The 12,376-nt window shown below is 33.6% G+C and carries 8 protein-coding genes and 1 pseudogene; 1 reads left to right on the top strand and 8 read right to left on the bottom strand.

Going from position 1 to position 12,376, the window contains the following annotated elements; genetic code table 11:
- Window positions 1-391: 391 nt before the first annotated feature.
- The 8 genes and pseudogenes from RCH18_RS06145 to RCH18_RS06110 all read right to left on the bottom strand — a co-directional run bounded on the left by RCH18_RS06145 (window position 392) and on the right by RCH18_RS06110 (window position 10,804).
- Window positions 392-4,804: an Ig-like domain-containing protein gene (locus RCH18_RS06145; protein WP_326935872.1), complete on the bottom strand. Its 4,413-nt coding sequence runs from the start codon at window positions 4,802-4,804 to the stop codon at window positions 392-394.
- Between the two features lie 294 nt (window positions 4,805-5,098).
- The gene (locus RCH18_RS06140; protein ID WP_326935871.1) at window positions 5,099-5,827 is read right to left on the bottom strand and encodes a LytR/AlgR family response regulator transcription factor; all 729 of its coding nucleotides are present in this window, start codon (window positions 5,825-5,827) and stop codon (window positions 5,099-5,101) included.
- A gap of 59 nt (window positions 5,828-5,886) precedes the next feature.
- Window positions 5,887-7,914 (bottom strand): histidine kinase dimerization/phosphoacceptor domain -containing protein, encoded by a 2,028-nt coding sequence (locus RCH18_RS06135; RefSeq protein ID WP_326935870.1) that lies wholly within the window; start codon window positions 7,912-7,914, stop codon window positions 5,887-5,889.
- 279 nt (window positions 7,915-8,193) lie between these two features.
- Entirely contained in the window at window positions 8,194-8,502 is a 309-nt protein-coding gene (locus tag RCH18_RS06130; RefSeq protein WP_326935869.1) for a T9SS type A sorting domain-containing protein, read from the bottom strand.
- A gap of 159 nt (window positions 8,503-8,661) precedes the next feature.
- Entirely contained in the window at window positions 8,662-9,045 is a 384-nt protein-coding gene (locus tag RCH18_RS06125; RefSeq protein ID WP_326935868.1) for a leucine-rich repeat domain-containing protein, read from the bottom strand.
- A 280-nt stretch (window positions 9,046-9,325) separates the two neighbouring features.
- Complete coding sequence (locus tag RCH18_RS06120; protein ID WP_326935939.1) at window positions 9,326-9,535, bottom strand: T9SS type A sorting domain-containing protein; 210 nt, start codon at window positions 9,533-9,535, stop codon at window positions 9,326-9,328.
- Between the two features lie 189 nt (window positions 9,536-9,724).
- Window positions 9,725-9,991, bottom strand: a pseudogene (locus RCH18_RS06115) (leucine-rich repeat domain-containing protein); the annotation flags it as partial.
- Between the two features lie 12 nt (window positions 9,992-10,003).
- Entirely contained in the window at window positions 10,004-10,804 is an 801-nt protein-coding gene (locus RCH18_RS06110) for a leucine-rich repeat domain-containing protein (protein ID WP_326935867.1), read from the bottom strand.
- Between the two features lie 1,121 nt (window positions 10,805-11,925).
- Between RCH18_RS06110 and RCH18_RS06105 the strand changes: the two genes are divergently transcribed.
- On the top strand, window positions 11,926-12,315 hold the full coding sequence (locus RCH18_RS06105; RefSeq protein ID WP_326935866.1) for a glyoxalase: 390 nt from the start codon (window positions 11,926-11,928) through the stop codon (window positions 12,313-12,315).
- The last annotated feature ends 61 nt before the right edge of the window (window positions 12,316-12,376 follow it).

The raw sequence follows: 12,376 nt of genomic DNA, 5'->3' as shown, positions 1-12,376 counted from the left end.
AAATAGATACTTACAAAAATAACACGCCAACCCATGCGCTGTATATTATTTGTTACGAACGCTGGTTTTTGTGGTACGAATGATATTTGAGACCCAAGCAAGGAGGTCTAATATGGGGAGGATAAGTTGTTATAAAAACTGGACATGCATGCACAGCTCCTTTTATGCATTAATTTTTAAAAACTATAATTAAGGAAAGTAGTTCAGAACAACTTTTTTGAGATTATTTCTAAAATTTTTATCTACAGAATACGAAACTTCTTCAACAAAATGTCGATATATTTTTTACTAATGAGAATTTTCGTTTTTTTAACGATTACAAATGGTATTTATAGTGCAAAAAGGGACAGTCAATTACGATTGTCCCTATTTTAATAAAAAACTAAAGTTGTTATTTCTTAATCACCTTGAATTCAGTTATAGTGTCATCTGTCAATACTTTTACGATGTAAACAGAAGCTGCCAAATCAGACATGTCTATGGTTGCTTTGCTAGAATTTACTTTATTGTTTATAACTAATCTTCCACTACTATCATAAACGTGAATAGTTGAGATAGTTTTAAGATAAGTTACTGTAAGTAAATTAGTGACAGGATTTGGATAGTAGTTTAATTGTATTAAATCAAAAGACCTACTTGATAATGTTGCTATCGCGAAACAATCACTTCTTACCGTACAACCATTTTTAGTGACAATAACTGCATAATCACCTGCAGCAGTTGCAACATAAGATTGACTATTTGCTCCAGCAATCGGAGTAAATAAACCATCACATAAAACCCATTGATAAGCAGCTCCAACTTCTGTTGTGGTTAAGGTATCACCTAAATGGGTAATAGTTGTATTAGGAGTTGTATTAACAGTCACCATTACAGTAGTTCTTGGACTTTCGCAACCATTAATGGTTTGAGAAACATAATAATTTCCAGTTGCTAATGCCGTAGAAGTTGCTAAAACCGTTCCGCCAGTTAAAGCCGAATACCATTTGATTGCAGTTCCAGTTGCTACTAAATTCGCTACTATTGAACCATTACAAAATGTTTGAGCCGATGCAATGGGTGCATTTGGCTTAGTGCCAACAACGGTTTTTGAATGCGTTGCCCCACATCCCAATACATCTGCATAAGTCAAGGTATATGTTCCGTCATTTAATCCCGTTCTGTTGAGTGTTGTAGCACCGTCCGTCCAAGCAACATCAAGTACATTGTAGGTAATACTAGATGAGGCAGGAGCGGATATATCGATTTTTTTTGAATGGATTTCAATGCCTGCCTCATTTTTAAAGATTAATTGTAAATCTCTATGACGCTCAAAGTTAGAATCGTTACGCCTAAAAATTCTGATAAAATTTAAATTATAAGCAGCACCTAAATCCACTTCTATCCATTCTGTATCGCCTGGAAGTGCGCTATGATAATAAGACAAACTCCTTCCGTCTGTAATATGAGATGGTTGGTAAGCAGGACTATTAAGCAAAGGCTTTCCAGATGCTGTTGCCGTTTTACCTTGTGCAACTTCAGCACCTGTAAAAATTTCAAATGCTTGTACTTCTGCGAGGTGCAAAAAACCATCTTGTGCCGCTGTTAAATTTTGTTTGATTCTAATATAGCGCACACCAGACAAACCACCTGAAATAGTAACAGCAGAGATAGAAGAATCGCATGTTTGGGTTTGACCTACCGTTGAAGTGATAGTTGGGATTGCATTAACAATAATTAACACAGGAGTTCTAACACTTTCACAAGAGTTTACTGTTTGCGTTACATAATAGGTTCTTGTTGTTAAACTGGTAACTGTCGCTAAGGGAGTCCCTGCTGTTGCTACATCATACCATTTTATATTAGTTCCAGTTGCAACTAAATTTGCAACGGTTGCACTTGTGCAGAAATTTTGATCAGAAGATATGGGAATTGGAGTTGAATTAACTACTACTACAACCGATTTTCGAGGACTCTCACATCCATCAAGCGTTTGAGAAGCATAATATGTTCCTGATGCTAATGCCGTTGAAAGTGCTAAAGCCGTTCCACCAGTTAAAGCCGAATACCATTTTAAGCCAGTTCCTGTTGCAGCTAAATTCGCTACTGTTGAACCACTACAAAATGTTTGAGCAGTTGCCGTTGGTGAACTTGTCGTATTAACCGTTACCGTTACAGCAGTTCTAATACTTTCACAAGAGTTTAATGTTTGCGACACATAATATGTACCTGTTGTTAAAGCCGCTGAAGTTGCTAAAGCCGTTTCGCCAGTTAAAGCCGAATACCATTTGATTGCAGTTCCTGTTGCAACTAAATTCGCTACTGTTGAACCACTACAAAATGTTTGAGCAGTTGCCGTTGGTGCAGTTGTTGTATTAACAGTTACTGTTACAGCAGTTCTTGGACTTTCACAAGAATTTATTGTTTGAGAAACATAATAGGTACCTGTCGCTAATGCCGTTGAATTTGCTAAAGCCGTTCCGCCTGTTAAAGCCGAATACCATTTAATTGCAGTTCCTGTTGCAACTAAATTTGCTACAGTTGCAATGCCACAGAAAGTTTGAGCCGATGCCACTGGTGCATTAGTGGTATTAACTGTGACTGTTATAGCTTTTCTCGCGCTTTCACATCCATTTACCGTTTGAGAAACATAAAAGGTCCCTGTTGTCAAAGCCAGATTTTCATCTAATGGAACTCCACTAGTTGCTGCATCATACCATTTTAAATTATTTCCTGTGGCGTTCAAATTAGAAACCAATGCACTTCCACAAAAAGTTTGATTAGAAGCTGTAGGTGCTGCTGGAATTGGAATAACTGTTATTGTTGTATTAGCAGTTGTAAAACAAGAAGTTGCAGTTGTTATTTTTGCTGTATAGGTGGTGGTATTTACCATAGAAGACTTGAAGTAAACTGTAGAAACTGATGCACCACTGACATAGGGCATTGTTGCAGCAGCGTCACTATACAAGTTAGTAGTAGGCGACCATTGAATCATTGGTTCCCCCGTAACTTTAAGGTTATCAATAGCCCAAAATTTATAATAACCATATACAGAGGAATTGTGATCAAATTTGATTTTGACATTAGATTTATTTAACGCAGCTGGGGGTAAATTATAACTCACATAATGTAATGTAGTGCTTTGAGGTGTATCTTCAGGTGTAGCAAAATGAATCCAATTCGCTCCATCATCAATTGTGTAAAAAAGTTTTGCAGACGCTTCATGTAAGAGTAAGCTTTGCCAAAAAGTAAGAGAGGCGTTTAATAATCCTACGGTACTAAATGCAGGGGAAACGACACTCATATTCGCATACATCCTATATGGTTCGTATTTCAGTGCAAGCATTTGAGTGTTGTCTTTTGAATTTACTCGTGAGAAACCAGAAACATAAGGACTTTGCTGTAAGTTCCATGTATAACCTCCATAAGGTCCTGAACTAGACGTCCAGGCGGTATATGGACTATTAAAATCATCTGACAAGACAGTAATTTTTGCCGGATTTGCAATAGTAGATATCGGTAGTATTTCATCGGAACATATAGAAGTAACACCTGAACTTAGCGATAAAGCTGGTGGAACAATATGAACTACGATAGGTACTGCTTTTCTTAAACTTTCACATCCATTTATCGTTTGCGAAACATAATAAGTTCTATTTTGCAGTACAAAATCTGGATTTAAATTCGTGCCACCCGTTTCATTATAGTACCATTTTAAATTAGTCCCAGTCGCGTTTAGATTAGCTACTGTAGCGCTTCCGCAAAAAGTCTGATTAGAAGCTGTCGGTAATGGAGCGACGTAAATCGTCACGGCAACCGCCACCCTACTTAATTTTTTAGCGTCGGTTATCCGAATTATTTTATTGCTACTAAAATTAGCCACTACAATTTTACCATCGGCTTGTATGGCAATTCCGGTAGGACTATTAATAGGTGCACCTACGGTTACTACATTGGAACCATCGGCGTTCATGCGTTTGATTAAATTGTTATTAGTGTCCGTAAAATAAATAGTACCATCCGATTTTACAGCAACGCCTCTCGGCTCATTTAGTCCACTTACTAATGTGGTAACGCCAGTACCGTCAGCATTCATCCGTTTTATGGCATTATTTCCTGTATCGGCAACTAAAATTTTTCCATCCGGCTGTATGGCAATACTGAATGGCGAACTAAAATTATTGGCACCTAATTCCGTAGCTCCATATCCTGTAGCACTCATTCGCATCACTTTACTGCTTCCAATTTCTGTATATATAATTTCACCATCTGGTTTAACGGCTACGCCACGAGGCTGATTCGCCCCATTTAAACGGATTAAATAAGATCCATCTGGCCTCATAAACTTAATGGCGTTGTTTCCAAAATCGGCAATATATATGAAATTGTTGCTTCGTACTGCAACGCCAGTTGGATTTGAAAATGAATTATTAACTGTACTAATGTTTGTCCCATCGGCATTCATGCGTTTAATTGCATTGTTTCCCGTATCGGCAATTAAAATTTTTCCATTGGATTCAATAGCAACTCCAAAAGGATTCGAAAAACCAGAGCCTAAATTTTCCACACTTAACGGCATTGTTTCTTCCACATAGTACGTACCTGTCGAAAGCGCCGTGCTATTCGACAAAGCAGTACCTCCAGTAGCACTAGTGAACCATTGGACGCTTTCAGAAGATTGTAAGTCTGCTACAGTTGCACTTCCACAAAATGTTTGCGAGGTAGTTTGTGTATTTGTTGCTTTTGAATACTGTCCGCCTTGTGCTAAAACTACAAAATTTGTAAAAAAGCTCACTACGAGAATGAATAAATAATGTTGTTTCATAATGGTTTGATTTGGAAATTGAAAGTTGCTAAACTTTTACCTTAAAAATAAAATAAATATTTACAAAAATAACACGTCAACCCATGCGCTGTATATTATTTGGTACGAACGCTGGGATTTTTGTTACGAATGACATTTGAGGCCCTAGTAAGGAGGTCTAATTTGGAGGATAAGCTGTTATATAAAAACGGGACAGGAATGTGCAGTGGCTTTTCTGCATTCATTTTTAAAAACTAAAATTAATGACAGTAGCTCAGAACAATACGTTTAAATTTATTTCGAAGATTTTTTAAACTATAGAATACGGAACTTCTTTAACAAGACGTCCATATATTTTCTACTAATGGGAATTTTCGTTTTTTTAACGGTAACAAATGGCATTTCTAAGTCCGTTAAATGGTCGAAATTAATGACATACGAGCGGTGGGTTTGAATAAACTGACTCTGATTAATTTTCTCGCAAAACGACTGAATCGAAGAACGAACTACGATTGGTTTTTCATTTTCCGTATAAAGTTCTAAATAATTCCTTTCCGATTTTATGTATAAAACCTCATCCAGATTGATTCGGGTATATTTTAATTTATCCTTAATAAAAATATCGTTTTTAATAAAAAATACTTGATCTTCGCCTTCATTATTTGCCTCGTCTTCATTTTGGATTTTGAAATCGGCAATTTTTATGGCGGTAAGGAGTTGTTCCTTTTGAAAAGGTTTCACCAAATAATTTGTCGGCTTCAGCTTTTTTGCTTCATTAATGGTATCGGAATCGGTGTAAGATGTTATAAAAATAAAAGGAATGGCATAGTCTTCATTAATGGTTCGCGCTAAATCTAAACCACTTTTTACCCCTTTTAAATTAATGTCTAACAAAATTAAATCTATCTTATTATTTTTGATTGCTTCGATGCCTTCGCCATAATCCATCACCATAGCAACCACATTATAGCCCGCATTTTTTAAAGTTATTGCGATGTCTTGCGCAATTATTAATTCATCTTCTACAATTAAAATGTTGACCATAGTTCAAAAATGCAATTTATAGAAGCAAATTTAATGATTAAAAAACGAGTATCAAAATACTATTTTTGGCGTGTATTATAGGTTTCAAGTTGTTTAAAACTAATTTCAAACCTAGTGCCATTATTGTAGTGATAGCTTACCGATCCTTTGAGTTGTCTGCTTAAAATAGATACTAAATTCAACCCCATTGATTTAGAATTTTCGATGGTAAAATCTTCAGGCATACCTATTCCATTGTCAGAAACGGATAATTGATGTTCAGTGTTGTTTTTGGATTCAATACGTATCGTGATTTTTTTATCATTTTTATCCGAAAACGCATATTTAAAAGCATTAGAAACCAATTCGTTTACAATTAACCCAAGCGGAATAGCAGTATCAATGTCAAAGTAAATTTGAGGTGCTTGAACTTCTATTGCAATTTTTTCGGAAGCATTATGATACATTTCGTTCAAATAAATGGTGAGCTGTCTCAGGTAATCTTCCATGTTTATGGCATCTAATTCTTGCGATTGATACAAGTTTTGATGAATCAAACTCATGGCTTGAACCCGTGACTGTCCTTCTTTTATTGAATCTAAAACATTTTTATCGGTGATGTTTTGTGCTTGAATATTCAATAAGCTAGAAATAATTTGAAGATTATTTTTAACCCGATGGTGTATTTCTTTTAATAAAACTTCTTTTTCAAATAAGGATGCTTGAATCCGATCGTTCTGCAACTTAAGTTCATCTTGTTGCAAATCAATTACTTTTCGTTGCTTTTTTACTTTTAAAAAATTAAATAAAATAACACCAAACATAGTGAGGAATAAACCGGCCAAAATCACAGCACTGTTCCTTATAAAACGCAAACGGCTGGCTTCATTATTAAGGTTCAAAATTTTCTGAAACTGTACGATTTTAGTCTTTTCTTGCTCTTTATCAAAGGTGTATTGCATCTGTAACTCCGTAATCTTTTTCTCTTGGTTGGCATTAAACATAGAATCGTTAATAACTTTGAATAAAGCCTGATTCTTGTAAGCCTCTTTATAGTTATTATTCTGAAATAACATGTCTGCGCGATCTTTATATCCGTCTCGTTGCCACTCCAAATGATTGATTTTTTTCGCCAACTCCAATCCTTCTTGATTGAATTGAAGCCCTTTGTTCCTCTGATTTTGTAAAAAATAAGTGCGTCCCAATCGAACTTTCGCTTTTGCAACGCCCGATTTATCATTCATTACATTATAACCCTTTAAAGCATTTAGAAATTGCATTTCAGCTGATTTATAATTTTTTAAATTGAAATAAATCATTCCCAAAGCATAATTGTTTTCAGCATTTAAGTACGTATCATTTATTTTAGCTGCATAGTCTTGAGATTGATTTAAAGCTTTAATACTGGCGTCAATATGTCCTGCTTTTAAATGCGCTTGGGCGCTATTACTGTAAGTGGCTGCAATTGAAAAGGTCGCATTTTCTCCCTCCAACTTTTGGTATGCTTGAATTGCCTTTTCATAGTACGTTAGCGCTAATTCAATTTTGTTTTGGTGCTTATAAAGTAAGCCTAAATTGACTAAACTATTGCCGTATAATTGCATATTATCCGATTTTTCATAATAGCGCAAAGCCAATAACGCATTTCTAACCGCTTCAGAATAATTACTCATTTTAGAATATACGATGCCTCTTTCATTATAAACAGACGCCATTTTTGATGGACTGTTTAACTTTTTTGCCGCTTCTGCCGCTTGGCTTAAATAATTTAAAGACAAAAGATAATCTCCAGAAAAAGAATAATTGGAACCTAAATTATACGTATTGGTATAAACGCCATTGTAGAATTTAATTTTGGCAGCTAATGCCGCAGCATTCTTAGAATAATTGATGGAGGTTCCACGCTGATTGTTATAAGTGTAATCGCTTAAAAGTTCTAAGAGTTTTACCTTTACAGAATCTTTTAAAGTGTACTGCTTTCCATTGTTTTTTAGCTCGTATGCCTTTACCAATTGCTGAACACTGTCCACACGATTGTTTTGTGAAAAGGCACACGTAAATCCTAATAGAAAAATAGTAACAAGACAACTTTTGGTATACTTCATCATTTTACTCGAACATTTTATGAAACTGGACTGCTGTGCAAATTAATACCCTTTTAAAATAGTTAGTAGTGGTTAAAAGTCAATTAAAGCATTTGGCTTAGATTAGTTATTTATTAAAATAACTAAATTTTACGATGATTGCTAAGAGAATCAAATCTTTTTTATAACTCTTTCTAAAAAATTCAGCACTTCATCAATTAACCATCTACTGTTTAAGTAGGTGTGTAATCAAGTTAAAAATGGAAAAAAAAAATTGTTTTTGATTTTGATCCTTTTATTTTATTAATTGATAACAATTGTTTTTGTTGCCTTTCCTTGATTAGTAATGACTTCTACGAAATAACTTGCCTTAGGTAAATCTGAAACGATTATAGTATTTGATTTGGACGTTTTTACCAATTGTCCTAATGTGTTGTAAACGTTTATATTTTCAAGCGCAACATTGTTTTCAAATGCAACAGTTAGATTTTCAGAAGTTGGGTTGGGATAGATTACAAAATTAATTGTATCAAAACCATTAATTCCTAACAAAACACTTTTAAAATTTTGCCACACAGGTGCAGCTTGATACAAGGCTTGGCTAGAAGGCAAAACATATAAATCGCAGTTAGCTTGGTTTGTTGTTCCTCCAAAAGTAATTGTAGTAATTGCTAAAGGCGTTGCTACTAAACAAGTAACCGATGTTAAAAAAGGACAATTTCTAAAAGCACCATAACCAATAGAAGTTACCCCATTTCCAATTGTGACTGATCATAATCCAATACAATATTGAAAAGCATAATTTCCAATTGAAGTCACAGCATTTCCAATAGTAACAGATGATAAATTACCACAATGACCAAAAGCATAATTTCCAATAATAGTCACTGAATTTCCGGTATTAACCGATGTTAAACCTGCACAGTTTTCAAAAGCATCATTTTCAATAGATGTTACTGCATAACTTATAGCCTCGTTTGTAACAGTTTCAGGCACTACTAAAGCTCCTGTATAATTAATATTATTAGCCACTTTTACAGTAAATGGTGCTGTTGCAGAGGTAACCGTATAATTTACGCCGCCTGCTGTGAAATTTTGTGCCAATAGAGTGTTAAAACCATATAAGAATACGAAATAAAGTAGTGTTTTTTTCATGTGTTTAAATAGATAAGAGTTAATTATAAATATAAGTTTTTAAAAGTTAATTCATTTTTTTAATTGATTTTTAATGAGTTTGGTTTATTTATTGTTAAAAAAACTTTCTACTATTGCAATTATCATGGTACTCAAACCCTGTGGTGCAAACTCCATCAAATCAATTTCTCGTTGTAAAGTGATGGGTTATCTCACAGCTATTCAAAGGCAGGGATTAAAATCATTGCTAGCGGTTTTATATAAAAATCCCCGATAAATATCGGGGATTCAAGTCCAATCATTACTTTATAACAATTGTTTTTGTCGCTTTACCTTGTTTGGTAATTACTTCAACGAAATAGTTTCCTTTTGCTAGTTCAGAAATGTTTGTAGTTGTTGTATTTGACGTTTTAACCAATTGGCCTAATGTATTGTAAAAGTTTACATTTTCAAGCGCTACATTGTTTTCAAGTGTAATAGTTAGGTTTTCAGAAGTTGGGTTAGGATACATTATAAAGCTAACTTTATCAAAGTTATTCGTACTTAAAGTAGTTCCAAAATCTTGCCAAACGGGTGCTGCTTCATATAAAGCTTGGCTACTAGCATCTGTTGTATATAAATCACACGCTGCTTGGTTGGTTGTTCCTCCAAAAACATTAGCATTAATAACTAAAGGTATTGGAACCAAACAAGTAAGCGATATTAAAGCAGGACAATCTTTAAACGCGGTTGTTCCAATAGCAGTAACAGAAGCAGGAATTGAAATCGATGTTAAATTATCACAAGTCTCAAAAGCACCATTCCCACTAGTAGTTAAAGCACTAGGAAGCATAACTGATAGTAAACCCATACAATTATAAAAAGCAGAATTTCCAATAGTTGTAACAGCATTAGGAATTGTAACCGATGTTAAACCAAGACAATTTCTAAAAGCAGAACTTCCAATAGTAGTTAAAGTACTAGGAAGCGTAACCGATGTTTAACCTTCACAACTTCTAAAAACAGAATCTTCTATAGAAGTAACACCACTAGGAATGGTAATCGAAGTTAAACCATCACAACTTCTAAAGGCAGATTCACCAATTGATGTTACAGTGCTAGGAATAGTAAACGATGTTAAAGAAGAACAATTTCTAAAAGCAGAGGCTCCAATAGAAGTTAACGCATTTCCCATCGTAACCGTTGCTAAATTAGCACTGTTAGAAAAAGCGCGGACTCCAATAGAAGTTAACGCATTTCCAAGAGTTACTGATGCTAAACTAGTACATTCAAAAAAAGCTTCTTGTCCAATAGAAGTTACCCCGTTTCCAATAATTACTGATGTTAGACCAGAACATGCATAAAAGACAGAATCTCCCATAGAAGTCACAGTATCAGGAATTGTTATAGATGTCAAACTGATACATTTATTAAAAGCAGCATCTCCAATAGTAATAACAGTAGCAGGAATCGTAATCGATGTTAAACTAGAACAAACTGAAAAAGCGCCATCTCCAATAGAAGTTACCTTATTTCCAATAGTTACTGATGTTAATCCAGAACAGTCAAAAAAGGCACGATTTCCAATAGACGTTACTGTAAACGTAATAGATGTAGCTGGGTTTGTTACCATTTCAGGTATAATTACAGCCCCTGAATAATTAGGATTTTCGCCCACCTCAACCGTAAGCGGTGCTGTTGCAGAGGTAACGTTATAATTTATGCCACCTGTTGTAAAGTTTTGTGCTAATGCGGCGCTAAAACTGCATAAGAATACTAAATAAAGTAATGTTTTTTTCATTTTGTATTTTTTATAATGATTTACAAATATAAATATTTTCTAACTAATTTTAACTGTCGTTGTAAAATTCCATAATTATTTAAACTTGAACCATTACCAAAGATTAGCATAATTAATAAGATCGCATTGCATCCCTTTAACATTAGAGTCACTTAAATTGTCATTTTTAAATGATTCAATAATAATTTAATTTTTCTTGATCCTACATTTTTGTCCTTAAATTCTTTAAATATTTCTATTCGCTGAGCATTTGATCCCTATCGTATTAACTCGATAGTAATGTTCCTTATAAAACTACTATAGAACATTTTTTTATTCTACAATACTTAATTTATCTTTGGATGTATACAAAAAACTACTTTTGATGCTCCGTTAAACTTTTTTTCGCTACAACCATTTGGCTTTACTAATTTAAGAAAAAAAGACAATTTCCATATAAAGATAACTGAAACTTAAAATTAAAATATTGACATAAGCGCCACTGTAGCATTAATTTGGGAGCTTATTCTATGGCATTCTTGAACAAATTGATAGAGGATTTAAATTGATGTTATGCCTATAACCAGTTATAAGCGTTCAGAGTTTTACCTGTGCATAATCTTTTAAAGTTTGCTGCTTTGCATGCTTTCTTAGCTCGTATGCTTTTACCAAATGTTGTCCACTGTCAGCAGACTCGTTTTACAAAAAGGCACAAGTGTATCTTATCAGATAAGCAGTTACAAATAATTTCTAAATTACTTTTTCATATTACCCGTATGGTATGCGAGAATATCGAGCTATAAAAATTGAATGCGCATTTAATAAAAATACTACCATTCAAAACGCTAACATAAATATTGTATGCGATTCCCTTATTTTGCTTTAGCACAAAATAAAATAATTTATTAGAAATCTTTAACTAAATTAAAAATAATAAAGATCATTTTTTACATATATTGTTATTTACTGCATGTAGTTAAATATCAATTTGTATAGCTGTTTTTATTTAACGAAAATTGGCTTAATCTGCAATTTGCTATTGTTACAAGATTATAATTAAAATGAATATTTACATACTGAATTATTTTTGAAGATCGTTTCAAGTAATTTCAATTCTTTTTCTCTACATTTAAAGAAAAAACATGCAAACACGTGATACATTTATTTTACAACTTAGAGGAGAAACCATCGGATCGGTATCTTCAACCTCTTCAATGGAAGAATCATTTCAAAATGAAACCCTTCGACCTATCTTAAAATTACAAAATGATTTGTTTATCGCTTCCTTTACAAGTTATATAAAAAGGAATAAAGTTGATTTTCAGTCCAAAACTCTTGAAGCCAAGTTATTAGTTATCGATAATGCGGTGCAAAAAGATATAAAATTCAGCAATACTATGAAAGGATTTATTATCGGTTTATTTACATCCAATGAATATTTAAAGTATTCAGAAAATTCATCTAACATTAATAAAAGAATGATGAGTATGCTAATAGAGCGATTAAAAAGTCAAATACAACTTTTTGACTAAATTTTCAAATTAATCTTAAAAATATCAGATTGTTTTAAACGCATTTATCAAAATAGTTGTG

The sequence above is a fragment of the Flavobacterium sp. PL11 genome, assembly GCF_035985025.1.
Lineage (GTDB): Bacteria > Bacteroidota > Bacteroidia > Flavobacteriales > Flavobacteriaceae > Flavobacterium.
This window is presented reverse-complemented; position numbering and strand designations above follow the sequence as displayed.

Excerpts from the sequence above, each read along its gene's own strand:
- RCH18_RS06145 (WP_326935872.1), bottom strand. The coding sequence starts at position 4,804 with ATGAAACAACATTATTTATTCATTCTCGTAGTGAGCTTTTTTACAAAT.
- RCH18_RS06140 (WP_326935871.1), bottom strand. The coding sequence starts at position 5,827 with ATGGTCAACATTTTAATTGTAGAAGATGAATTAATAATTGCGCAAGAC.
- RCH18_RS06135 (WP_326935870.1), bottom strand. The coding sequence starts at position 7,914 with ATGATGAAGTATACCAAAAGTTGTCTTGTTACTATTTTTCTATTAGGA.
- RCH18_RS06125 (WP_326935868.1), bottom strand. The coding sequence starts at position 9,045 with ATGAAAAAAACACTACTTTATTTCGTATTCTTATATGGTTTTAACACT.
- RCH18_RS06120 (WP_326935939.1), bottom strand. The coding sequence starts at position 9,535 with ATGTATCCTAACCCAACTTCTGAAAACCTAACTATTACACTTGAAAAC.
- RCH18_RS06110 (WP_326935867.1), bottom strand. The coding sequence starts at position 10,804 with ATGAAAAAAACATTACTTTATTTAGTATTCTTATGCAGTTTTAGCGCC.
- RCH18_RS06105 (WP_326935866.1), top strand. The coding sequence starts at position 11,926 with ATGCAAACACGTGATACATTTATTTTACAACTTAGAGGAGAAACCATC.